The sequence below is a fragment of the Maritimimonas sp. 2205BS37-2 genome (genome assembly GCF_056591755.1).
In genome coordinates, this window is sequence record NZ_JBWQOI010000002.1 from 985,886 (window position 1) to 1,010,798 (window position 24,913).

Below are 24,913 nucleotides of genomic sequence, written 5' to 3' on the forward strand. Positions count from 1 at the left end.
TTTTTAAGAAGATTATTTTTTACGATTAGATATAAAAAGTGAGAGACCTACTAAGCCTAAAATGATCTCTATTCCAGTTGCTTTTACCATTCCACTCGAGGGCATTCCATCTAGAAACATACTCAATAATCTTCCAGACCCTAATGATAGAAAAAGTAGAATAGTAGACTGTATTGCGAATTTTCTGAATGAGTTCTTAAAACTTCCTAAGAAGGAAATTACCGCTATGACGATTAATAATATTCCGAAGGAGCGAACATCACTTAGTGCACTAGCATTTCCTGCAATTTTGATGCCTTCATTTGCTTTAACAGCTATAGAATTAAAAGCGGTTAAGCCTCCAATAGCTGCTAAAATTAACCCTACAATAAAGAGGTAAATTCTTAAGATTTTTAAATTGTTCATAACCTTGTATTTTAAATGTTGATACAAAAGTCATGAAGATAGATCTAGTCTTAGGCGCAGTTTAGATCAAAGACTACTCAATTTAGTTCAAACGATAATCGGAGGGCGATTTTCCAAAATGAAGAGTAAAATTTCTATTAAAAGTTGATACAGAATCAAACCCCACATCATATGCTATTTCTGAAATTCGATGAGTATTTGATTTTAATAATTCTGCCGCACGCTCTATTTTTTTTTGAGTAAGATACTTTTTAGGACTGTCATTAAAAACTTCTTTAAATTTTCTTTTAAAAGAAGATTCGCTTAAATGTGTTAACAACGCCAACTCTTTAATAGAAAGGTTAGCGTAAATATTTTGCTTAATAACTTTCTTAAATTCAATTTCATTGGGCTTAAATAGTGCAACTAAAAAATCTAATTGCGAAGGAGTGTTTTGAGACTTTACAAGTAACTGAACAAATTCTCTTAATTTGGTTTTTACCATTGTATCATCAACCAGTTCAGGATTTTCGAGTAGTATATCAATACTTTGTCTAAAATTATTTAACATTAGATCCACCTTAACTTGCTTTATATTATAGTCACTCCTATAATTTGAAGGTACAATATCTAAGTCGAATAAATCTTTAATCAGAGCAGGATATAGGAAAACTCCAACGGATTCAATACCATTATTACAAATTTTTTGATTATTACTTGGTTCAAAAAAGTAGTTTAAACACTTAGCAATCATTGCCGTGTTTTTATCAAGTTTAATGTGCTTTTCAGGCGCTCTAACATTTACCTCTCCCTTATTAACAAACATAAAACAAGCTTCATCTTCAACATAATGTTTTAATGTTCTACTAAAAGAGGGCATTGATAGTTTAACAAAAACGATTCTGCCTTTATATGTAATAACTTTTTCTTCGAAATCCATCCAAACCTAGGCTAACATTTGTTGAGCGAAGTTCGCCGAAAATTAGCTAAAAATCAAGGTAAATTATTCTTAAAACACAATTAACGATTTTAATTTAAACATACTAAACAGTATTTTTTTTAGCGAAAAGAAACTTTAAATAACTGATAATCAATTAATAAATATGATTTTATTGATCTAGAATAGAAACTAATAAGTATTTTGCAGGTAGGAACTCCTTATAGTAAGTTGTTATACTAGCAAAGCATAAAAATTAAGGTTATGACACAGGAAATTAAACGAAAATTAACAAGACAAAAGCTAATTGATAAAGGATATGAGTTAATAAATATGTATGGATATCATGCGGTGAGTATAGACCTTATTATTAAAGAAGTAAATCTTACCAAAGGTGCTTTTTATTATCACTTTGAAAACAAGCACCAGTTTATTTTGGCAATAATTAACGAACGAGTAGAAAAAGAAATTCATAGCGAGTTTATAGAGCCTATAAATAGAAGAGGAAACCCAATATTTATTTTAGGAGACTTACTACAAGATAAATTAGTAAATGATAATTCATTGGAGGCAAACTTAGGAAGTCCTTTAACCAACTTAGTTGTTACGTTGAGCTATGAGCACAATGAATACCAATTACAGGCACAAGTACGTGATATCTTGGATCAATGGAAAGTAGCAATTATTAATCTGTTATACAGAGGAATCGAAGATGGCTATTTAGGTAGACACATCAACACAGAACCAGTAGCAGAATTCATTATTAATTCGTTAGAAGGTGTACGCACCTTAAAGCGTACTACAAATAATAAAGCATTGTTTTACAACTATATGGAACAATTTAAGAACTATTTAGATACCTTAAAGCCAATAAAGGAAGAGCAACGCTTTTATTTAGATGCTTCTTAAAAGACACTATGATTTAAATTTGATCTTTTCCCAGCTTGCATCTGCCTTTTTTATAAGCTTATTAGGCATTTCTTCTAACCAACTCTCAAAAGTATTAGTAAAATAGGCATTGTAAAAAAGATAGAGCTTGCCATCACGGATCTCAAAAGTCTTTGGATTTATGCTAACCTTTTCACCTTTATCAGCCATGGCATACGCGCACCATCCGCCATATTGAGGAATATATTTCTTAGGGTTTGCCTTAAAAACGTCTAAGTTTTGCTGTGAAGAAAACCGGTAATTAGCATTATCGTAAGTATACTCGTATTTAGAATTACCTTTCTTTGCCTTATTAGAAAAGTATGCTACAACATCATAACCGCCAGCAACGAATTTTTTTTGTTCATTATAATCTATTTGTTGCGCAAAAACACCTACTGAGCAAATAAACAAAGCAAAAAATAAAAGTTTTTTCATTTTAATAAAGTTTTGCGATAAGTCGCAACTTTAAAACTGAAATTACAATTTATTCTAAATTAGGTTGATTTTTTTGGTGATACGCTAGTGAATCAATAACAACTTTTTTAGTTAAAACAATAGCGTCTGTATTAACAAAAGGTTTTGGCATGGCATGCATAGGCCTTTTATTAATAGTAAAATCTTTATGCGAAAGTAAATCATAAGAATATTCTAGAATATTAAAACTAACCTTCAATGATTTATGGGCTTTATAAGATATTTCTAGCGAATCTTGGTCTGACACATAATACCTAAATAAGTAATTATTATCTCTTTTTTCATTAAATTTTAGTTCCTTACCGTTACAATAAAAAGAGTCGAATACAACATCTTTGCCTGTATAAAACCTCAATAAATTTACCTTACGCTGAGGCTTAAGAGTAAAATCTACTTGTCTTAAATCATTAACAACTGTGTCTTTTTTAATATGCACTTTAAAATCGCTTAAAGATTTTAATGGTGCACTAGCAGCATAACTATAACCTGTATTATATTTACTTCCGGCTGCACTCTCTACATATTTTGATGCTATTTCTGGTTGATCACCCAAATAACCTTTAGTCCATTCATCTAGTATTTTATCATAGGTAACCCAATACGCTTTTTGCGCATCTACATTTTGATAATAAATTAAGCTATTAGGCTTTTTTCTATCTTCATTAAAATCAGAAGAAAAATGAGTATTGAAGAAAATAACAATTGCAATCAAAAAGCTTAAGTATGACAATGCTCTTTTAGAACTATAAAATCCTACGATTGGAAGCAATAAACCGAATAGTAAAACAGTAAAAACAGAACTGGCCACTAACATTTTTAAGCCTAAACCAATAGGGAAGAACTGAATTAGCGGCGAAAAAAGAAATAGTGCCGGGGTGGCTAAGAGTAGCATCAAAAATACATTCGGTTTTTCCTGGCGAATCAATACCCAAAGAGATAATAAGCCAAAAAATACAGGAATAATAAAGTATGCCGCACCTTTAAGGTAAACTGTTACTAAAGCATTAATAAGTATCCATAGAAACAAAGGAGCAATAAAGGCATTGGCTACATTTTTAGTTTTAAATCTTTTGTAACATAAAAAAAGTACGCCTAAACTTAAAAAAACAAACAACGCAATATATTTATGGCCATTATAGGTAAAACCATGTTGTATTTCGGTGTAATGAGGATAAATATTTAATAATAGTTGCCACCCAAAATAACCGATTAAACCACTAATGATTAATGAAAATATTAATGGTATAAAACCTTTACCTATTTCTTTAAAAGAAAGTGCTTCCAGTTTTACGCCGTAAACAATTAAAGCTATAAAAACAACAAAAGCCAGTATAAGCATAGGTAAAATCCATTGAAAAGGATAGCTAATCATACCTATTAATGGGAAATTGACATATACATAATCTTCTTGCGATTTTAGATTAGAAAGGTCGGCATCAGCAAAATAGCTCAATAAAGGCATTAAATAAGAACCTTGATGTTGTAACGTTTTTCTATCTAAGTTTTCAAAATTATCTTGTGCTGTATGGTAATCAAAATGATCATCTATAAAAGCAAAAAAGAAACTATCTATATCGGCCTCTTCACGTAAAATGGTTGAATCAGTATCATTTGGAAGCATTTTATAGATACTATACATGAGTGACGAAGCCACTGGAAATTTAGGATTAGCTTCAATAAAATGCTGTATTAATTCTGCATTACCACCATTGGTTTCAACAATCATATTACTAGGACCACCGCTTCCACGTGCTTCAAAATTTAACGCCAATCTAACTTCTTTTGCCCAAGGATGTTCTCTAACAAATAGCTTGGCGCCATCTAAGCCAACTTCTTCAGCATCGGTAAATAGAATTATAATATCATTTTTTGGCTCAGCGCCGCTTGCCAAATACGCACGCAAACCTTCTAAAATGGTTACAATACCACTACCGGCATCACTGGCACCATGCGATGGCACAAGTGCACTATCATAATGAGACATAAGCATTAAAGCTTTACCATTGGCACTGCCCTTAATTCTTGCAAGAATATTTTTTGGCTTATCAACTTCAGCTATTCCGCTATACGAGTTGACCACATATCCTTCTTGAACTTCAGGGCTTATACCTAATTTTTTAAGCTCATCAATAATATAGTTTCTAACATCGGTATGCGCTGCTGATGTAATATAATGTGGATTTTTACTAATCTCCTTTAAAGGAATTAACGCCCTTTCAGTTGAAAAATCAGTTTGTGAAATGGTAGTTGGAGTACCATCTTGAGGCATTAAACTGTAAAAACTATAATAAACAAGGACAAAAATGAGAATTAACGATATGAACGTTTTCATGTATACTGATGTTAGTTAGCTAAAAATACAACTTATTTGATAAAATTATAGATGACTATATAGATGGTATAAAAGTTGATGCAATTATAAAAACTCAAATATGAAACCTTTTCTTATCGTAGTTATCTTGCTTTTTACGGCCTCTTGCATTCCTTTACAGGTAGCACCTAAAATAGAAACTGACAAGGTGAAAATTGCAAGAAAATTTAAACGAGACCTACCAAATCAATATGCATTTATCTTTGAAGACCCCAAGAATGCAGATGAGTTTTATCATTTTATTAATTCTAGGTTTGAATTAAACTTTGAGTTGGTCGAATCAAACGTTCCCTTTTTTGTAGCTGGTAAAGAGTATGCACTTACTTTTTACGAAAGAGAGAAATCTACACAAACATTGAATATAGCGCCATTATTAATTGATGCCGCTCTCAATAATAAAGATATGGATCCGATGCTTGGAGATCTTTATGCCACAAGAAAAGGCCATTGGTATATAGTCGTAACAGTTTTAGACAATCAAATGAAAGATTGTTTATCGCCCCGTTATAAAAATCGTGATGCTGTTGTGAAGTACTTACGAGATTTAAGGCAAGAATATTTAACAATTAGTGATTATAAGATCGCTACGCTTAGAAATAAGTTGATAAACACTAACTAATCATTAGATTACAACCCCTTATGTCTGAATGGTCAAAGCGCCCTAATACCTCAAAAGAAGCATCGGCATGGGTTTTTCCTAGATCTTGCGTAGCAATAAATGAACATGAATTGTAATTAGCGAGATCAATAACATTTATTCCTCCGGTTTTATTATTAGGCTGTATATGTAATGGATCCTCGGTGTCTCTAGTAATTACTTTCATCCAGGGAGGACATTTAAAAAGACCATTTCCTTTAGAGTAGGCCTGACTTAATAATTCGGTCATGCCATATTCTGAATGTATTTCAGAAACTCCAAACCCCTTTTTTAAAAACGCATGAAGCTCACTTCTAATAAGCTCTTTTCTTCTTCCTTTCATTCCACCAGTTTCCATAACTAAGGTGTTATTTAACTTAAACTGATAGGTTTCCACAAAATCTAATAAGGCAAACGAAACACCAATTAAGAGCGTTTTTTGCCCATTTTGATTAAAAAAAGCCAGTTTTTCGGCCAAATCTTGATGATTTTTTAGAAAAAAACCACTTTTTGAGCTTTTGGTTCGCTTAATTAGATCACGTACCATATATACCAAAGACGAACCTTGCCTTTCTAGATAATTGGGAAGTAAAGCAAGTACTACATAATCTTCAATGTCACCATAAAAATGTTGAAAGCCTTTTAAGTAACTCTTTTCATAAATAGAAACATCAAGTAAGTCATGCTTACTTGTTAAAGTCCCCGTGGTGCCAGAACTTGTGAAGGTCTGCTGTACATCACCATATGACGAAAGAATTTGATGCGTTTTAAAAAACTCAATGGGTAAAAATGGTATTTGAGAGACTTTAGACACATCACTATAATGCACATTAAGTAGATCACAAAATGAACGATATACCGTATTATTTTCAAATTGATGCTTGAAAATTGATAAAGCTAATTGTTCAAACTCTAACTCAGATTGTATATTAAATATAGGAAACATGATAGTTGGCAAAAATAGGATTATTTAACGCAACTAATTTTATAATACAAGCATCTTTTGATATAAACAAGATTAGATGAAACTTGGAAGCTTAAATAGATTATTACTGTTAGTTATGATTATGTTTCTAACCTCTTGCAATAATAGTGATGATGCTATTCCAAATAAATGTGGAGTTAGTAACCCAGTAGAAGATCTGGCATGGCTGAGCGATATTAAGACTGCTTTTGAGGTGTCTGCATCACCGAGTAAAAAGATGATAATTCAATACGATTATAATAATGACAGTGTATTTTTAATTGATGCTTGTTTTCAATGTCCAGATGCAATTACGGTGGTCTATAATTGCAAAAAAGAGATTGTTTGCGAGTTTGGCGGTATTGCAGGAAATAATACATGTCCAGACTTTGAAAACCAAGCTCAAAACCCAATTACATTATGGGAAAATTAAATAAAATTTTACGCAACCATTTTAAAGAAAAGCATCTTTAAAGCACAATTAATAAGGGAATATGAAGAAATTTTTTTTCTATGCTGCAACAGTATTACTGTTTTTATCTTGTAGTTTAAGTGATGATGGTGATAATTTTGAGCTAAGAACATTACCAATTAAAGAAGCTGTAGTACCGGCAGAATTTAATTTTGGTGAAACGCATGAAGTTACAGTTACCTATGATTTACCAAACGGTTGTCATTCTTTTCATAGCCTGTTTTTTGAGCATAATGCCAATGAAAGAACGGTAGCAATTAATGCAATTGTAGATATAGTATCTGCCTGTACAGAGGAGCTTAGAGAAGAAAGCTTTACATTTGAGATTACGGCATTGCAACGTGCAGACTATGTTTTAAGATTCTGGAAAGGAGTAGATGGAGATGGAGAAAATATATTTGAAGAAGTAATAGTGCCAGTTAATGAGTAGATAAAAATGACCCTTATATAAAGAATGAGTTTAGAAAAACTCATAGAAAAATGTAAAAAAAGAGACAGTAAAGCTCAATCTGAAGTTTACCAGCTTTTTGCGGGTAAACTTTTTGCGCTATGCCTAAAATACTCTAAGAACTATCAAGAAGCCCAAGATAATTTACAAGATGGTTTCATTACTGTTTTTAAAAAAATAGAGCAATACCAGTTTAAAGGGTCGTTTGAAGGATGGCTAAAGCGTATTATGATTAATACTGCTTTACAAAAATATAGAGAGAAAAGCGTATTGAATTTAGTAACGGAAGAAATCCCAGAACGGGTTGAGGTGGAGGTAAATGAAGAACAAGTGTCTTTAGATTTTTTGCTCAACCTTATTCAACAGTTGCCTAATCAATATCGCCTTGTATTCAACTTGTATGTGCTAGATGGGTACTCGCATAAAGAAATTGCAGAAATGCTTGGTATTTCTGAAGGAACATCGAAATCAAACCTTTCTAGAGCAAGAATGGCTCTAAAGAAACGATTAGATGAAAGTATGACATTAAAAAAAAATAAAGTTTCTGAGTAATGGAAGAAAAGAAACATATTGATAGACTATTTCAAGAGAAATTAAAAGATTTTGAAAAGTTTCCAGAACCTAACGTTTGGGAGCAGATTGAACAACGATTGACGAAAAAGAAAAGGAAAAGAATTGTTCCGCTGTGGCTGCGGTTAGGTAGCGCAGCGGCAATTCTATTGTTGTTAACCAGCATAGGATTTTGGTATTTCAATCAAGACAATATTGAAGAACCAATTACGCCAAAGTCAATTCCTTCTATAATTGATGGAACGACAGAACAACCTTCTGATGCCGAGCAGAATAATTCAATAATTGAAGAATCAGAAAATCAGAGTAATAATTCACAGTTACAGCCAATTAATAGTAATCCTCAAGAACAAGATGAAGTTTCCACGGTTAATACAGTAGTTAGACAAGCTCAAAAATCATTAACAACTACTGTTAACTCAGAAAGGCAAACAGCTCAAGCCAATAAAGTTATAAATCAGAAGAATGCTGTCACCAAAAATAAAGAAACAGAAGTTGGCGCTGAAAAAGATTCGAAAGAGCAAGCTCAAGATGCAATTCAAGATTCAAATAAAGAAATAAAAGAACTTGTAAAGCAAGAAAATGAAACCATCGCTAATAATCAAAAAACAAAGCCAGAAGACTTTGAAATTACAAAAGATGATATTGCAAATGCCATTGAGGATCAGCTAAACGAAAAAAATGCTATTGAGGACGTAGAGAAAAAATGGTCGGTGGGAACAACCATTGCCCCGGTATATTTTAATACATTGAGTGAAGGATCACCAATTAGCTCGTCTTTAGCTGGTAATAATAAAGAAACAAATGCCTCACTTGCTTATGGGATTAAAGTAAACTATAAAATAAACGATAGATTAAGCTTACAGTCGGGTATCAGCTCTGTTGAAATGGCTTATAAAACCCAGGGAGTTACCGCTTTAATAGCGTCACGAGAATTTAAGCCATCAGACACAAATATTGACACAAATATTAGTGGGATTAGCCTCATAGCAATTTCAAATAATCAAATAGCAAATCAATCTTCAGAGCTCAACGCGCAAAGAGGTGTTTTAAACTTAAGAGGAGACTTAAATCAATCGTTGAGCTATATTGAAGTTCCTATTGAAGCAAAATACGCACTATTAAACAAGAAATTTGGAGTACATGTAGTGGGCGGTTTGAGTACGTATGTATTGTATGAAAATCAAATTTCTTTATTAGATCAAAATGGTAGCACTACTTTAGGCGAAGCATCAAACGTAAATGATATCAATTTTAGTGGAAATCTAGGCCTTGACTTTGATTATGAACTAGGTAAAAAACTCTTTATTAATGTTTCACCGATGTTTAAATATCAAATGAATACATTTTCAAAAAGTAACGGTGGTTTTAAACCTTATTATTTAGGGATTTACACCGGATTGAACTTTAGGTTTTAGTTGGTTAATTATATTTGGTTGGTTACCAAATATAGCAAATAGCCGAACTTTTAAAAGTTCGGCTGTTTTGTTTTATAAGCCTATCAATATTTGTATTTTCGCAGCACCAATACTAATAAAAATTTAATAAACGATATATGGAAGCAGTAGCAACTGATTTTGGAATAAAAGAAGCACTTGAAAAATTGGGGGTTTCAGAAATAAATGAAGGAACATCAACCGGTTCTCAGTGGTTCTCTAATGGCGATATCATTGAAAGCTATTCACCTGTAGATGGACAATTAATCGGAAGTGTTAAAACTTCTACACGTGAGGATTACGATAAAGTTATGAAAGCAGCAACTACTGCTTTTAAATCTTGGAGAGTTATGCCAGCACCTCAAAGAGGCGAAATCGTGCGTCAATTTGGTGAGAAACTACGTGAATTGAAAGAACCGTTAGGAAAATTGGTTTCGTATGAAATGGGCAAAAGCTATCAAGAAGGCTTAGGCGAAGTGCAAGAAATGATAGACATCTGTGATTTTGCTGTTGGCTTATCTCGTCAACTTCATGGTTTAACAATGCATAGTGAACGTTTTGGACACAGAATGTATGAACAATATCATCCACTTGGAGCAGTTGGAATTATATCGGCATTTAACTTCCCTGTTGCCGTTTGGGCTTGGAATACGGCTTTAGCTTGGGTATGTGGAGATGTATGTATTTGGAAACCATCTGAAAAAGCACCACTATGTGGTGTAGCATGTCAAAATATAGCAGCTGAGGTATTTAAAGCAAACAATTTACCAGAGGGTATTTCTTGCTTAATAAATGGTAACTACAAAGTAGGTGAGTTCATGACTACTGACAAACGTATACCATTAATTTCTGCTACCGGATCTACAAGAATGGGTAAAATTGTAGCAAAAACTGTAGGTGAGCGTCTAGGAAAGTCTTTACTGGAGCTAGGAGGCAATAATGCAATAATTGTTACTCCTGATGCAGACATTAAAATGACTGTGATTGGTGCTGTATTTGGCGCTGTTGGAACATGCGGACAACGTTGTACTTCAACTAGAAGGTTAATTATTCACGAATCTATTTATGATAAAGTGAAAAACGCAGTTGTTGAAGCCTATAAACAATTAAGAATAGGCAACCCATTAGATGAAAACAATCACGTAGGACCACTTATTGATAAAGATGCAGTTAAAATGTATCAAAGTGCTCTTGAAAGAGTTGTACAAGAAGGAGGAAATGTTGTCATAGAAGGTGGCGTATTAGAAGGTGAAGGCTATGAAAGTGGTTGTTATGTAAAACCTGCTATTGCTGAAGCTGATAATTCATTTGAGATTGTACAACACGAAACGTTTGCTCCAATACTTTATTTATTAAAATATTCTGGCAATGTTGAAGACGCAATTGATATACAGAATGGTGTAGCTCAGGGATTATCATCAGCTATAATGACAAATAATCTTCGTGAGGCAGAGCGTTTCTTATCTCATGCAGGATCTGATTGTGGTATAGCAAATGTTAATATTGGTACTTCTGGAGCAGAAATCGGTGGTGCTTTTGGAGGCGAAAAAGAAACTGGAGGCGGTCGCGAATCTGGATCTGATGCTTGGAAAATATACATGAGGCGTCAAACAAACACCATTAATTACACGGCAGATTTACCATTAGCTCAAGGAATAAAATTTGATCTATAAAAAAATTATGTAAATACTATTCGGCACTAATATTAGTGTTGATAATGAAATAACAAAAGCCCTCGAATTCGAGGGCTTTTTTTTATTAAAAACCATGTTTCAATGCCGATCTTTGTCGGGAGAAATCTGGTATTATTTTAAGTTGAACGTATATCAACTAATAATAGGATACAAATATCATAAAGAGGTTGCGTCTTAGCAACAGGAAAAACACTGTTTTTAAATAGGATTTTTCCTATAAATACACCAACTCTTTACCCAAGCTTAAACGTTTCAATAGAATAAAAAAGGTTAAAAAGCGTTTTTCTTTAGAAGCGGTTTTATATATTTATCGCTTAAATTGGTATGAAAATTGTTTTTAAATTAATACTAATATATTAAATATCAATTATTTAATGTTAAAACATTTATATGAAAAAACAATTACTCATTATATTTCTTTCATTACTATTTTTTGGGTTTGTAGGAGTGAACCTACAAGAAGATCGTTGGAAGGCTCCAGAGGAAGCTAAGACGATTAAAAACCCAGTTAAACCTAATGACAGAGCATTGTCAGCCAGAAGAGGTAAGCGAATTTTTAAAACTCGCTGTATGATTTGTCATGGTCCTACGGGTATTGGTAATGGCCCTGGAAGTAAGGCTTTAAGCCCGAAACCACAAAACTTAACTTTACCCATGGTACAGAAACAAGCAGATGGTGAGATTTTTTGGAAAGTTTCTAATGGCCGTAATGCAATGATTAAATGGGGTCCAATTCTTTCTGAAAGTGAGCGCTGGGATGTAGTAAATTATGTTCGCTCCCTAGATAATTAACTGTATTTCAATTTACGTAATACTCGAAGCACATCTTTATATTTAATATAAGCTGTTTTATCACTTAATGACCTAAGAAAAGGCTTGGCTTGCACCAATTTATCTTTGGCACGCTCAAACCCACTTAAAGCGCATATCAAGTACGTTGTGGGTAAATGTTGCATATCATAGGTTTCATTTTTATTAAGTGCTAAACCTTTTTTTAGTTTTTCAATAATTGCATTATTACTATTGTATAAATGCTTTAATACAATAGGGTCGAACTTTGGGGGTTCAAACAGTAATTCAGAAGCAATGTCGTGCGTACCGTTATCTTTAAAATTAATAATGGTCTTCTCTAACGGGTATAACTTAAAGTCTGGTTGAATACCTAATTGTATAAATTCAGTTATAATGAAAGATTGTGTATTAAACTGAATTTTAACCTCATCTAAAGCTGAATAAAATAAACGAACTTGTTCGTTAATCAATGCAATATCTACTCTAGAGTAATAAGTTTCATTATCAACTTCTTTAGGTAGTCCTGCCCAGCACAACACAAACTGATCTTTAAATACGTTATAAACCGGATTTAACTCTGTTGCATGAGAATTCACAAAATCAAATACACCATTTAATGTCAACTTAATATTATTGGCAGCATTTTTTTCAATGGAAGCAACAATAGATTTATTAGTGCTTTTTAGCTTAAAAAAGTAATCGGCAGGCATGGAATTACTTCCTGCACGATAAAAAACAGTATCTCTAGGATATTTCCAGATCGTTTTTTTTAAGTAAGTAACTTCATTTATTGGATGTATAGTCACTAAACCAATCACCTTATGCCTAGATAACCTTGGAAAAGACACATTTTCATATTGAATTTTAGGTGGATTAATTAAATAAGCATTTATAAGATTTTGAATCTTACTATCATCGAAAAAATCTACACCAATAATCTCACTACCTCGATCTTTTACACCAACAATTATATATGAATTATTTTCTGGATTAGAATTAGATAATGCACATACATGTTTTAAGAACTTTGCTTTACCTTCTTTAGAACCAAAATCAACTCTTAGCTTTTTATCATAAAAACTATTCTCATCATTGTATGCGAGTAAGTTTTTAATTAAAAGGCGTTTATTAATCATTTTTTAGAAATGAGTTTAGCGAAAACCAATGCAATATAAGTAATTGACAGCTAATGACTAAGAGACTTTGGTTAAGATATTAATAAAAAAACCGCCTCAGATTTCTGAGGCGGCATGGTTGAAATAAATCAACCAAAATCAACTAACCAAACCTTATTTTTATGCTTTTACAGCTATCTTTTTAGTTTTGCGATTCGTTTTGAATCGTTTCGTATTTCTTTGCTTTTGCTTTGATGCTCCGTTTTTGAACTGAATGTTACCCCTACCAGTAAATTCATATGTTGTTCCTGAAGCGCGATGGAATAAACTAACTAAACCATCATTAATAACGCTCAATTCAAACTCTTCATTGTCAAAGAAATCATAATCTAATGTTAAAATTTTTAGGTCACTTCTTCCTTCTACATCAAACACTTCATAGTCACCTACAAAATCCCATTTAATATTATCAAGATTCGTGCCATTATCATCTTGAGATGATCTAAATGTATTGGTTGAGCTCGGGGTAAATTCTAAATAATTCTCATTATCAAACTCATTCAAAACACCTTCTTCACTTACAAATGTTTTTTCCCAAGCAACATATTCTTGCAAGAAATATTCAATATTATCATAAAATACCTGATCGTAATTAAAACTACTTCTTAAGTGTCCTATTAAATAATAAGATGTATTTGAAAAAGTATCTGTAATCACAATTTCATCTCTAGATAATTGATCTACCTCTAAGTCAATGAACCCGTCTTGATTGTGGTCTACTTCTAATACCCCGTTAAAAGTATCATAATAACCTACTTGAAGCCCTAATCCGTTTCCAACAGAACCAATGCCTACAAGATTGTTATTAGCATATAAACGTCCGTTTTGAAATGAAATTGTAAAAGCTTTAGATAAAAAAGGAACATCTCCATTACCGGTAGTACGATTAAAATCTACACACCACAAATCATATGAGGTTACAAGTTGTTCTAATGTTATAGTATCATCAAAATTATCAACTGAAACCACACAAGAACTTAATAAGGTAATGGTTAGAAATAGTCCTGAAAGTAATTTTAACAGCTTCATAAGGCACAAATTTTTAGTATTCTGTTAGTCAGAAATCAAATGCTGTGCCAAAAAAAATTATTGATAGTATAAGGTCTCTTTCTTTTTAATATTCTGCAACCTAAAATAGCGTCTTTCATCATTGACAATATAACTTACAATGGCTTCATTTTCAGACAATTTAAAAGGAATAGCTGGCTCGCGCCTGGTTGGTTTATTACCAAATTCTTCTCTAGGATCTGAAGATATAATTAGATCTCTATCTTTAGGGTTCAACTTTATAAAATTTGCGGTAAGTGTTAATCGGTCGTCAATAAATTGAGAATTAATTTTCGCAACTTTTCTATTGAAATAAATCGAATCAAATGCAATTTCTTTTACAGGCTTCTCTACCATTAGAGTTATTAAGGTGCCGCTAGAGCCAGCTTTGCCGCCTGCCCAATCCTGTGAATAAACTTCACCGAATGTAACAGGAGGTTTTTTATCAAAACTATCTTTATCACATTTCGAAAAACTCATTAAAACTACAAATACCGGAATAAGTAATATTTTCTTCATAATAATAATTTTAATGTACTTAAAGCAATTAAAATGCCAAATTAGTAAGCTCTTTTCTTATTCCCTTCATAAAAATTAATAAATGCCTTGTTAACCACTTTTATTCCGCCAGGTGTTGGATACTTTCCGGTAAAGTACCAATCACCTAAATGATTAGGGCATGCTTCATGTAGACCTTCTATAGATTGAAAGATTACCTTCACGTCAGCCTTAATATCTTCGGTTTTTAGCATTTGTGCTATCTTATTTGAAATCTGTTCAGCCGAAAATGGTTTGTAGATAGCTCGAACATAATTTTCAATATTTTCTACCGCAATATTTTCTTGATTTTTACATTTCTTATATACCTCATCTATAATATGATATTGATTGGTTTCTTTTAAAAGCTCTAGAGTTGCTTTAAAAGCTATAAATTCATCAATACGTGCCATATCTATACCGTAGCAATCGGGATAACGGATTTGTGGTGCCGAAGAGACCACAACAATTTGCTTTGGATTTAAACGGTCTAAAATTTTAATAATGCTTTTCTTTAAAGTAGTACCACGAACAATACTATCATCAATAATAACAAGGTTGTCGGTTGACTTAACAACTCCATAGGTTACGTCATATACATGAGCCACAAGGTCATCTCTACTATTATCATCAGCAATAAACGTTCGAAGTTTCGCATCTTTAATTGCAATTTTTTCGAAACGCGCTTTTTCAGATAAAACTTCAGTAACCTGATCAGAAGATAATGAACGCTTTCCTTTTAATATGGTCTCCAGTTTATGTTGTTTCAAATAATCATCAGCAGCTTGCGCCATACCGAAGAAGGAAGTTTCAGCCGTATTAGGTATATATGAAAACACTGTATTGTTTACATCATTATTTATGGCTTTTAGTATGTTAGGAAACACCAATCGCCCTAAATTCTTACGTTCATTATAAATTTCGGCATCGCTGCCTCGAGAAAAATAGATGCGTTCAAAGGAACACGATTTTTTAGGCAATTGATCTTTTATTTGCGCTATTGATGTTGATCCGTTTTTTTTGATAATAAGTGCGTGTGCTCGCTCTAATTCTTTAATTTTTTCGTAGTCAACATTAAATACCGTTTGAATAACAGGCCGCTCTGAAGCTACAACAACTACCTCATCATCTTTGTAATAATATGTTGGACGGATACCAGCAGGATCACGATAAACGAAAGCATCTCCATGACCAATTAAACCTACCATAGCGTAACCTCCATCCCAATTCTTAGAAGCGCGCTGTAGTACATTTTTTATATCTAATTGCTCTTCTATAATAGGCGATGCATCTTTTTTGCTAATATTATCGTCTTTGCACTTTTGATATAGATTTGACACTTCATCATCAAGAAAGTGCCCTATCTTTTCCATAATGGTCACGGTATCGGTATTTTCTTTTGGATGCTGACCAAGTTCTATGAGTTCTTGCAATAACTCATTCGAATTTGTCATATTAAAATTACCCGCAACAATAAGGTTTTTATGTTTCCAGTTATTTTGGCGTAAAAAAGGATGAACACTTTCAATACTATTCTTACCAAATGTACCATAACGAACGTGACCTAAAAATAAATTACCAACATATGGCATATTGTTTAATTGCCATTGCACGTCGTTTTTTTTATCAGGATGCTGATCTAAGATCTTGTTTAATCGCTCATTAATTTGCCCAAAAATATCTTGAATGGGCGCTTGCTTATTTGAGCGTACTCTACTGATGTAACGAGTACCCGGTTCAACATCTAATTTTATACTGGCAAAGCCCGCTCCATCTTGGCCTCGATTATGTTGTTTTTCCATCATCAAGTACATCTTATTAATGCCATAGAAAGATGTACCGTACTTTTTTTGATAGTGATCTAGTGGTTTTAGTAATCGTACTAAAGCAATACCACATTCATGCTTAATAGCGTCGCTCATTGATATTTTGTTGTCAATTTTGGGATAGCCCTAAATTTTTTGATCTTAATTTCAATACTACTTCTAGCGCTGTTCTTAACAGTGTCTAAATAAAAAATCCGCGTGTTTAGACGCGGATTCCTATTAATTTAATTCTATTTCAAATTGTGTTAGTTGCTTAAATGCCTGCAATCGTTTTCTCACTTCTTCTGGTTCGAGATTTTCCATACGCTCGGTTCCAAATTTTTCTACACAAAATGAAGCGAGGTTAGAACCATAGATTACGGCATTTTTCATGTTCTCGAAAGAGATATCTTCCGTTTTAGCAATATATCCAGCAAATCCACCTGCAAAAGTATCTCCTGCTCCGGTTGGATCAAATACTTCGGCTAGAGGTAAAGCGGGAGCAAAGAACATATTACCATTATTAAATAATAGGGCTCCGTGTTCTCCTTTTTTAATCACAACATATTGTGGCCCCATACTATGGATCTTCTTTGCCGCATTTACCAGCGAATATTCACCACTTAATTGTCTAGCTTCTTCGTCATTAATGGTAATTACATCAATGCGCTTAATAACGTCTAATAAATCATCTAAAGCAGAATTCATCCAAAAATTCATGGTATCTAAGATGACCATTTTTGGTTTTTCATTCATTTGATCTAGTACTGAAGCTTGTGTTAATGGATGTAAATTACCTAGCATTACAACTGGAGCATCCTTAAAACCTTCTGGTACCCTAGGATTAAAATCTGCCAACGTATTTAATTCAGTAACCAACGTATCGCGCGAGTTCATATCATTATGATAGCGTCCACTCCAGAAGAACGTTTTACCTCCTTTAACAATCTCTACACCAGAGGTATCTATGTTTCGTTCATTTAGCATATCGAGATATGCTTGAGGCATATCATCTCCAACAATAGAAACAATACCAGTTTTAATACCGAATTGCGAAGCAGCGAGCCCAACAAAAGTGGCCGAACCACCTAAGATTTTATCGGTTTTTCCAAAAGGCGTTTCTATAGCGTCAAATGCAACAGTACCAACTGCTAATAATTTACCCATTCTTGTTTTTTTAATGTAATTTTGCCGACTTAATAGCTACAACAGCTATTGGCTGTGCAAAAATAAGTTTAAAAAATGACTATCAAAGAAATACAGGAAGAAATTGTAGACGAATTTTCAATGTTTGATGACTGGATGGAACGTTATGAGCATTTGATAGAAATCGGAAAATCACTTCCACTAATAGAAGAAGAATATAAGACCGAAGATAATATCATTAAAGGGTGTCAATCTAAGGTATGGGTTCATGGTGAATTGCAAAATGATAAAGTTGTTTTTACAGCTGATAGCGATGCAATTTTAACCAAAGGCCTGGTAGGGCTATTGTTACGTGTTTTTTCAGATCGAAAACCCAAAGACATAATTGAGGCCGACACCAACTTTATTGATGAAATTGGTTTAAAGGAACATTTAAGCCCAACACGTGCAAACGGACTTGTTTCAATGATTAAGCAATTAAAGCTGTATGCTGTTGCTTTTCAGGCAAAATTAGCACAATAGTCGTATCTTTGAATTGTAAAAAGTTGAATTAATGACAGAAGTAGAAGTACAAGAAGTAGGAGATAAAATAGTAGCGGTTTTAAAAACCATTTTTGACCCCGAAATTCCGGTAGATATTTACGAATTAGGCCTTATCTATGATGTATTTGTTAATGAAAATAAAGAGGCAAAGATTTTAATGACCTTAACTTCTCCTAATTGCCCGGTTGCAGAAACATTGCCTGTAGAAGTTGAAGAAAAGGTAAAAACACTTGAAGAAATTGACAGCGCTGAGGTTGAAATTACGTTTGATCCACCATGGAGTCAAGATATGATGAGTGAGGAAGCAAAGCTAGAATTAGGGTTTTTGTAAACGATGTCTAAAGAAATAATAAATAGAGTCTCTCAAAGCAAACTCGTTACCATTGATCTCGAGGAATCTTACCCTTCTGGTGAACGCATTTTGCTTGATATTTCTAATTGGCTTTATGAAGGTCTACTTTTACGCGAAAAAGACTTTCGAGAAAGCATAAAAAATCATGATTGGCAACAGTATACAAATAGCTACGTAGCCTTAACATGTAGCACCGATGCAATAATCCCTTCATGGGCTTACCTATTAATTACAACATACTTAACTCCTTATGCAAAAAAAATAGTAGTAGGTGATTTTGAGCTTTTAGAAACAGTAATTTTTCAAGAAATTATAGAAAATTTAGATGTAGCAGACTATAAAGATAAACCTGTGATCGTTAAGGGTTGTGCTAATAAACCGATACCACCTACGGCTTCAGTATTTCTTATTGAAAAACTACAAACTGTGGCCAAAAGTATTATGTTTGGTGAAGCATGTTCTACCGTTCCTCTTTTTAAAACAAAGAAATAGCCTTTTTGTGACTTTTTGTTGTTTTAAGGTCTAAGTATAAAAGCATATTTTTGCACATCGAAAAAAGAAAAACTAAAAATTAATTAAAAATGAGAAAATTAGTGCTTGCATGCATAATGATACTAGGGGTAACATCAATGTTTGCACAAACAAAAGAAGAACTTATAGCAAAACAAGGGCCTAAAAAAGATTCTATTGCAAAACTTCAATCAGAAGTAGACGCAATACAGGCACAGATAGATGCCTTACCAGGATGGAAACTTGGAGCTTTTGGTACAATAGGGGGAAATATTGCCAGCTTTGATAAGTGGTATTCTAAAGGAACTCCTAACACTTCTACAGGAAATATTGGTATTACTGTAAACGCATTTGCTAACTTACTTCAAGAGAAATATTTCTGGAGAAACTCAACAAACGTTAATGTTGCTTGGGTAAAAAATGATGATAAAGACAATCCAAATGATAGTGACAGTTTTGATGCTGCTTCAGATGTATTTACATTAACTTCTCTTTACGGACGTAAGTTAAGTGACAAATGGGCGGTTTCTGGTTTAGCTGAATACAGAACGAGTATCATCGATAATTTTAACGATCCTGGTTATTTAGATCTGGGTGTTGGTGCAACTTGGACACCTGTAAAAGATCTGGTAGTTACCATCCATCCACTAAATTATAATTTTGTGTTTAGTAGTGGAGCTGCAATGTATGAATCTTCTTTAGGAGCTAAAATATTAGCAGACTATACTAGACAATTGCCAGGAGGAATTAATTTCAAATCTAACCTTTCTGCATTTATGAGTTATGAAGAAGGTGATTATTCTAACTGGACATGGATCAATTCATTTGGTTACACATTCTGGAAAGGTATTGGTTTAGGGTTTGAGTTTGGTTTAAGAAATAACAAACAGGAAGCGTTTAATAACGCTTTATCTAATTTTGATGCAACTGCAGTTCCTGCTCAAATAATGCCAACTTTGTCTAATACAGATAATGATTTACAATCATACTGGCTTTTAGGCTTAAATTATTCTTTCTAAAATCATAATATTTCAATTTAAAGAGTTCTCATTCGAGAACTCTTTTTTTATACGATCAAATTATTAACTTAGCTACTAAATAAAACGTTAATGGGCTTACTTATTTTCTATGGAATTATTTCCATTTTCTTCTCTTTTTTATGTTCAATACTTGAAGCAGTGCTGCTAAGTGTAACCCCTACATTTATTAATGTAAAGAAAAAAGAAGGTAAAGCCTACGCTGAAAATTTAGAGGTTTTAAAGAAAGACGTTGACAAACCATTGATTGCAATACTAACACTTAACACTATTGCGCACACTGTTGGTGCAATCTTAGTAGGTGTGCAAGCAAAAGTAGCGTATGCTGAAATATATGGCTCAAAGACAAGAACAGTTTTTGGTATAGCGTTTACCGAAGATGTTATGGTTGGGGTAGTTTCTACAATTATGACGATTTTAATTTTAGTGGCTTCAGAAATCATTCCTAAAACCATTGGTGCTACCTATTGGAAACAACTTGCCAACTTTACCAGTAAAGCTTTAAATGTTTTAATCTTTCCGTTGAAATGGACCGGAATTTTATGGCTATTACAACTTACCACTAAATTAATTGGAGGTAAAGGCCACCACGGCAGCGTATTGAGCCGTGAAGACTTTACGGCGATGGCAGACATCGCGCAAGAAGAAGGAGTTTTTGAAGAATCGGAATCTATGGTGATTAAAAACCTACTTAATTTTAAAACAATCTTAGCTAAAGACGTAATGACGCCTAGAACAGTGCTTAAGATTGCTTCTGAAGATCAAAATATTAAAGAATTTTTCGAAGAAAATAAAGACCTTCGTTTTTCTAGAATACCAATTTATAAGGAAAATCAAGATAACATTACAGGTTATGTTTTAAAGGATGATGTCTATAAAGAATTAGCGGAAGATAAGTATAGACAAAGTCTTGGAGACTTAAAACGTAAGTTATTAGCCGTAGATCGCAATGTAGCTATTCCAAATTTATTTGAAAAGCTTGTTGCAGAGAAAGAACATATAGCACTTGTTGTAGATGAGTATGGGTCAATTAGTGGGTTGGTAACAATGGAAGATGTGATTGAAACCTTGCTAGGTTTAGAGATTATGGACGAAAGTGATACTGATTCTGATATGCAACAATTGGCTCGAAAAAACTGGGAAAAAAGAGCTAAACGTTTAGGGATTATTGAAGATGGCGCTTCGGATTCATGAGTATAATAAAGAGCGTAATACATCTCTTAATCACTCTGTTGTTAACAATAATTACGCAAACTGGTGGTATTGTATATTTAATAACTCTATTTACGGTTAAGAAGAATTCAAAATACAAACGGCTAAAAATTGTAATTCTATTTTCTACCTTATATACCACAGCTACTTTTTTAATTATACCATTCGCTGCCCCTTTTTTTGGTAGAGAAAAAATTAAAGAATCGAAAGCTTTAGAAGCGCATAGTTTCATTTACAAATTAATGAACAGAAATTATGTTGAACCAGATTTAAACCGAGTAATTGATAAAATTTCTAAAGAGATTTCCGAGCGGCACAAGGGAATTAAACTTATATATCTTGACGCTAACTTTCCTTTTATTAATGGGTTCCCCTTATTACCCCATTTGAGTCATAATGATGGAAAAAAGATCGATATTTCTTTTATTTATGAAGATGAAAAACTACTAACAAATAAAAAACCTTCAATTAGCGGATACGGAGTATATGAAGCTCCAAAAAAGAATGAATTTAACCAGATAAGTAACTGTAAAAGATTGAAGTATTGGCAGTATGATTTTTCGAAATACCTAAGTCTAGGGAAGATTAATAAAAATATTAAATTTTCTAAAGTAGGCACCAAAAACCTATCCCAGATAATTCTTAAACAACCGAAAATTGATAAATTATTTATTGAACCTCACTTAAAGCAGCGATTAAATTTAACTAATAGTAAAGTGAGGTTCCACGGGTGTCAAGCGGTTAGACATGACGACCATATCCATTTTCAAATCAAATAAAGATCAGTCATACTCCTGATAAAGGAAATCATTATAAGGGAAACGTGTGACATGAATTTTTTTAACTGCCTCAAAAACCTTAACTCTAAACTCCTCTAAATTTTCTTTATTTAAAGCCGAAATAAACAAGCAGTTATCACCTAATTCGGCCATCCAGGTCTTTTTCCATTCATCTAAAGTGAAGTGTGCTTTCGTTTTTTCTGTAACAAGGTCGTCTTCAGCAATTACTTCATGCGAGTAGTTATCAATTTTATTGAAAACCATTAATACAGGTTTATCGGCACTTTTAATTTCGTCAAGAATGCTATTTACCGACTCAATATGTTCTTCAAAATTAGGGTGTGAAATATCTACGACATGTAATAGCAGATCTGCTTCACGAACTTCATCTAATGTTGATTTAAATGATTCTACTAATTGTGTTGGAAGCTTTCTAATAAACCCAACTGTATCAGATAATAAAAAGGGAATATTTTTAATAACTACTTTTCTAACAGTAGTATCGAGAGTGGCGAAAAGTTTATTTTCGGCAAAGACATCACTCTTACTTATTACATTCATTAATGTTGATTTTCCAACATTTGTGTAACCAACAAGCGCAACCCGAACCAATTTCCCTCTGTTGCCACGTTGCACTGCCATTTGCTTGTCTATGGTAACGAGCTTCTTTTTAAGTAAAGAGATTTTATCACGAACAATACGCCTATCGGTTTCAATCTCAGTTTCACCTGGACCACGCATACCAATACCACCTCGTTGTCTTTCAAGGTGTGTCCATAATCCAGCCAACCGAGGAAGTAAATATTGATACTGTGCTAATTCAACCTGCGTACGTGCATAGTGAGTTTGTGCGCGTTGTGCAAAAATATCGAGAATTAAACTAGTTCTATCTAAGATCTTACAGCGAAGTAAACGTTCTATATTTTTTTGTTGCGCTGGGCTTAATTCATCATCAAAAATAACAGACCCAACCTTATGATGGTCTACAAATTCACGGACTTCTTCCATTTTACCGCTTCCAATAAAAGTTTTTGGATTGGGAGTATCTACTTTTTGGGTAAAACGTTTTATTACTTCTCCACCGGCCGTGAAAGTTAAAAACTCTAATTCATCTAAATATTCTTTAGACTTTGTTTCATCTTGTGCCTGATTGATTACCCCAATCAAGACAGTTTTTTCAAAGTCTAAGCTCTTTTTTTCTAACATTAGGCAAAGGTACTAAGTTTGTCTATTTTTCGTACTTTTCAGCTTTATTAAATTTATGCTTTGAATAAAGACCTAAAAGAATTATACACAATTGCATTTTATAACCTCGAGAATCTTTTTGATACTGTAGACGATCCAGAAACTTTAGATGATGATTTTACTCCTAACGGGAGGAAGAGATGGAATAAAAAACGGTATTTCAGGAAAGTAAAAAAGTTAGCATCTGTGATTTCGCAAATAGGCAAAGATGAAACTCAAAATGTTCCCTCAATTATTGGCGTTGCCGAGGTTGAAAACTATGAAGTTATAAATGATCTAATTCAAACCAACGAACTTAAAGAACACGCTTATGATGTGGTACATTATGATTCAAATGATGAACGCGGAATTGAAGTAGCATTAGTGTATAATAAGAAAGATTTTGAGTTGATAGATTCTGAAGTTTTTCCTTTGTTATTATTCAATGATGAGGGAGAGCGCGATTATACACGTGATATCTTGATGGTTAAAGGAAAATTAAAAGGAGAATTGGTTTATTGTATAGTAAATCACTGGCCATCCCGCAGAAAAGGAACATTAGAAACAGAACATAAAAGAGTTAAAGCTGCGGAGGCGGTACATGGTATCATAACAAGAATTAAGAACGAAAACGAAGATGCCAAGATTATTGTTATGGGAGATTTTAATGATAATCCTAATAGCCCAAGTATTAAACAGCATTTAGTAACTAATGATTTTTATAACCCTTATGAGTCGTTGTTTGATAAAGGAAAAGGCACTGCTACGCACGAAAAAGAATGGTACTTATTTGATCAAATTATCTTTAGCCGAAATTTCTTTAATGAAGAAGAGCTAATAGCTTACAGACAAGCAAAAATATTTGATGAATATTTTTTAAAATCATGGAAAGGAAAAAGGAAAGGAAGTCCTTTTAGAACTTATATTGGTAAGTGGCACCAAGGGGGTTATAGCGATCACTTTCCAGTATATATCATTCTTGAAAAGAATAAAAAAACTCCCACAGTTTAATTGTAGGAGTTTATGCTAAACGATTTTTTTAAGAGTTTATAATTTTTAATGGTATTTCGTAGATTTTACCTTTTATGAGAGATAAATCTGATGATTGGTGATAGTTTAACCTGTTTTTTACAAATTGTTTTACTTTTTTGCTACTACTTTCCACGTCAATAACAACAATTTCATTTTTGTTGTTAAGCGTAAACATGATTACAGCGTTTGCTTCTTTTTCCTCATTTCCAAAATCAAATTTTGGCGATTCTAATAAGTTTTTAATCTCAAAAACTATTTTAGATTTAGGTTCAGAATCAGGATTGCTTGCAAAAGACGAATAGACACTTAATACAAACATTGCGAATAGAATAATTGACTTTTTCATAATTAATAGTGTTTATGTTTAGCGCTCCAAAGATAGAATAGCTGTAATGTTATTTTATT

General features: G+C 33.0%; 27 protein-coding genes. 15 read left to right on the plus strand and 12 right to left on the minus strand.

Annotation, left to right across the window (positions count from 1 at the left end):
* Positions 1-12 precede the first annotated feature (12 nt).
* Both AC1EUU_RS11785 and AC1EUU_RS11790 read right to left on the minus strand, forming a co-directional pair.
* Entirely contained in the window at positions 13-405 is a 393-nt protein-coding gene (locus tag AC1EUU_RS11785) for a DUF4345 domain-containing protein (RefSeq protein ID WP_480201623.1), read from the minus strand.
* A gap of 82 nt (positions 406-487) precedes the next feature.
* Entirely contained in the window at positions 488-1,324 is an 837-nt protein-coding gene (locus tag AC1EUU_RS11790; RefSeq protein WP_480201624.1) for a helix-turn-helix domain-containing protein, read from the minus strand.
* Positions 1,325-1,585: 261 nt separating this feature from the next.
* Between AC1EUU_RS11790 and AC1EUU_RS11795 the strand changes: the two genes are divergently transcribed.
* Entirely contained in the window at positions 1,586-2,230 is a 645-nt protein-coding gene (locus AC1EUU_RS11795) for a TetR/AcrR family transcriptional regulator (RefSeq protein WP_480201625.1), read from the plus strand.
* A gap of 6 nt (positions 2,231-2,236) precedes the next feature.
* Here AC1EUU_RS11795 and AC1EUU_RS11800 read toward each other — a convergent pair whose 3' ends face one another.
* Both AC1EUU_RS11800 and AC1EUU_RS11805 read right to left on the minus strand, forming a co-directional pair.
* On the minus strand, positions 2,237-2,686 hold the full coding sequence (locus AC1EUU_RS11800; RefSeq protein WP_480201626.1) for a YHS domain-containing (seleno)protein: 450 nt from the start codon (positions 2,684-2,686) through the stop codon (positions 2,237-2,239).
* Between the two features lie 49 nt (positions 2,687-2,735).
* Complete coding sequence (locus AC1EUU_RS11805; protein ID WP_480201627.1) at positions 2,736-5,057, minus strand: M20/M25/M40 family metallo-hydrolase; 2,322 nt, start codon at positions 5,055-5,057, stop codon at positions 2,736-2,738.
* A 100-nt stretch (positions 5,058-5,157) separates the two neighbouring features.
* Between AC1EUU_RS11805 and AC1EUU_RS11810 the strand changes: the two genes are divergently transcribed.
* Positions 5,158-5,715 carry a hypothetical protein gene (locus AC1EUU_RS11810; protein ID WP_480201628.1) on the plus strand — a complete coding sequence of 186 codons (558 nt, stop codon included), beginning with the start codon at positions 5,158-5,160 and terminating at the stop codon, positions 5,713-5,715.
* Here the strand turns inward: AC1EUU_RS11810 and AC1EUU_RS11815 are convergent.
* Positions 5,708-6,679 (minus strand): LuxE/PaaK family acyltransferase, encoded by a 972-nt coding sequence (locus tag AC1EUU_RS11815; RefSeq protein WP_480201629.1) that lies wholly within the window; start codon positions 6,677-6,679, stop codon positions 5,708-5,710. The genes AC1EUU_RS11810 and AC1EUU_RS11815 overlap by 8 nt on opposite strands.
* Positions 6,680-6,755: 76 nt before the next feature.
* On the opposite strand from AC1EUU_RS11815, the gene AC1EUU_RS11820 reads away from it, so the two are divergent.
* From AC1EUU_RS11820 to AC1EUU_RS11845, 6 genes are all read left to right on the plus strand, one after another.
* Positions 6,756-7,130, plus strand: coding sequence for a DUF6970 domain-containing protein (locus tag AC1EUU_RS11820; RefSeq protein ID WP_480201630.1), 375 nt, complete (start codon positions 6,756-6,758; stop codon positions 7,128-7,130).
* Between the two features lie 61 nt (positions 7,131-7,191).
* Positions 7,192-7,599 (plus strand): hypothetical protein, encoded by a 408-nt coding sequence (locus AC1EUU_RS11825; protein WP_480201631.1) that lies wholly within the window; start codon positions 7,192-7,194, stop codon positions 7,597-7,599.
* A 24-nt stretch (positions 7,600-7,623) separates the two neighbouring features.
* Positions 7,624-8,169: an RNA polymerase sigma factor gene (locus AC1EUU_RS11830; RefSeq protein ID WP_480201632.1), complete on the plus strand. Its 546-nt coding sequence runs from the start codon at positions 7,624-7,626 to the stop codon at positions 8,167-8,169.
* Positions 8,169-9,605, plus strand: coding sequence for an outer membrane beta-barrel protein (locus AC1EUU_RS11835; protein ID WP_480201633.1), 1,437 nt, complete (start codon positions 8,169-8,171; stop codon positions 9,603-9,605). The genes AC1EUU_RS11830 and AC1EUU_RS11835 overlap by 1 nt, the downstream gene beginning before the upstream one ends.
* Positions 9,606-9,742: 137 nt before the next feature.
* The gene (gene amaB / locus AC1EUU_RS11840; protein ID WP_480201634.1) at positions 9,743-11,296 is read left to right on the plus strand and encodes an L-piperidine-6-carboxylate dehydrogenase; all 1,554 of its coding nucleotides are present in this window, start codon (positions 9,743-9,745) and stop codon (positions 11,294-11,296) included.
* Between the two features lie 411 nt (positions 11,297-11,707).
* Positions 11,708-12,109 (plus strand): c-type cytochrome, encoded by a 402-nt coding sequence (locus tag AC1EUU_RS11845; RefSeq protein ID WP_480201635.1) that lies wholly within the window; start codon positions 11,708-11,710, stop codon positions 12,107-12,109.
* Here AC1EUU_RS11845 and AC1EUU_RS11850 read toward each other — a convergent pair.
* The 5 genes from AC1EUU_RS11850 to AC1EUU_RS11870 form a co-directional block, all read right to left on the minus strand.
* On the minus strand, positions 12,106-13,245 hold the full coding sequence (locus AC1EUU_RS11850; RefSeq protein ID WP_480201636.1) for a DUF5929 domain-containing protein: 1,140 nt from the start codon (positions 13,243-13,245) through the stop codon (positions 12,106-12,108). The genes AC1EUU_RS11845 and AC1EUU_RS11850 overlap by 4 nt on opposite strands.
* 159 nt (positions 13,246-13,404) lie before the next feature.
* The gene (locus AC1EUU_RS11855; RefSeq protein ID WP_480201637.1) at positions 13,405-14,313 is read right to left on the minus strand and encodes a hypothetical protein; all 909 of its coding nucleotides are present in this window, start codon (positions 14,311-14,313) and stop codon (positions 13,405-13,407) included.
* A 57-nt stretch (positions 14,314-14,370) separates the two neighbouring features.
* Positions 14,371-14,850: a hypothetical protein gene (locus AC1EUU_RS11860; RefSeq protein WP_480201638.1), complete on the minus strand. Its 480-nt coding sequence runs from the start codon at positions 14,848-14,850 to the stop codon at positions 14,371-14,373.
* Between the two features lie 41 nt (positions 14,851-14,891).
* On the minus strand, positions 14,892-16,790 hold the full coding sequence (locus tag AC1EUU_RS11865; RefSeq protein ID WP_480201639.1) for an amidophosphoribosyltransferase: 1,899 nt from the start codon (positions 16,788-16,790) through the stop codon (positions 14,892-14,894).
* 123 nt (positions 16,791-16,913) lie between these two features.
* A complete protein-coding gene (locus tag AC1EUU_RS11870; protein WP_480201640.1) occupies positions 16,914-17,840 on the minus strand; it encodes a PfkB family carbohydrate kinase in 927 nt (308 codons plus the stop codon).
* 75 nt (positions 17,841-17,915) lie between these two features.
* On the opposite strand from AC1EUU_RS11870, the gene AC1EUU_RS11875 reads away from it, so the two are divergent.
* From AC1EUU_RS11875 to AC1EUU_RS11900, 6 genes are all read left to right on the plus strand, one after another.
* Positions 17,916-18,341 carry a SufE family protein gene (locus AC1EUU_RS11875; protein WP_480201641.1) on the plus strand — a complete coding sequence of 142 codons (426 nt, stop codon included), beginning with the start codon at positions 17,916-17,918 and terminating at the stop codon, positions 18,339-18,341.
* A gap of 31 nt (positions 18,342-18,372) precedes the next feature.
* Positions 18,373-18,693, plus strand: coding sequence for an iron-sulfur cluster assembly protein (locus AC1EUU_RS11880; RefSeq protein WP_480201642.1), 321 nt, complete (start codon positions 18,373-18,375; stop codon positions 18,691-18,693).
* Positions 18,694-18,696: 3 nt separating this feature from the next.
* The gene (locus AC1EUU_RS11885; protein ID WP_480201643.1) at positions 18,697-19,206 is read left to right on the plus strand and encodes a DUF2480 family protein; all 510 of its coding nucleotides are present in this window, start codon (positions 18,697-18,699) and stop codon (positions 19,204-19,206) included.
* Between the two features lie 89 nt (positions 19,207-19,295).
* Positions 19,296-20,243 carry a DUF3078 domain-containing protein gene (locus AC1EUU_RS11890; RefSeq protein WP_480201644.1) on the plus strand — a complete coding sequence of 316 codons (948 nt, stop codon included), beginning with the start codon at positions 19,296-19,298 and terminating at the stop codon, positions 20,241-20,243.
* A gap of 90 nt (positions 20,244-20,333) precedes the next feature.
* Positions 20,334-21,455, plus strand: coding sequence for a CNNM domain-containing protein (locus AC1EUU_RS11895; protein WP_480201645.1), 1,122 nt, complete (start codon positions 20,334-20,336; stop codon positions 21,453-21,455).
* 38 nt (positions 21,456-21,493) lie between these two features.
* Entirely contained in the window at positions 21,494-22,252 is a 759-nt protein-coding gene (locus AC1EUU_RS11900; protein WP_480201646.1) for a hypothetical protein, read from the plus strand.
* Positions 22,253-22,255: 3 nt separating this feature from the next.
* Here AC1EUU_RS11900 and hflX read toward each other — a convergent pair whose 3' ends face one another.
* Positions 22,256-23,458 (minus strand): GTPase HflX, encoded by a 1,203-nt coding sequence (gene hflX / locus AC1EUU_RS11905; RefSeq protein ID WP_480201647.1) that lies wholly within the window; start codon positions 23,456-23,458, stop codon positions 22,256-22,258.
* 60 nt (positions 23,459-23,518) lie between these two features.
* Here hflX and AC1EUU_RS11910 point away from each other — a divergent pair, with 60 nt between their 5' ends.
* Positions 23,519-24,487 (plus strand): endonuclease/exonuclease/phosphatase family protein, encoded by a 969-nt coding sequence (locus tag AC1EUU_RS11910; RefSeq protein WP_480201648.1) that lies wholly within the window; start codon positions 23,519-23,521, stop codon positions 24,485-24,487.
* A gap of 28 nt (positions 24,488-24,515) precedes the next feature.
* On the opposite strand, the gene AC1EUU_RS11915 is transcribed toward AC1EUU_RS11910, so the two are convergent.
* Positions 24,516-24,854 (minus strand): hypothetical protein, encoded by a 339-nt coding sequence (locus AC1EUU_RS11915; protein WP_480201649.1) that lies wholly within the window; start codon positions 24,852-24,854, stop codon positions 24,516-24,518.
* Between the last annotated feature and the right edge of the window lie 59 nt (positions 24,855-24,913).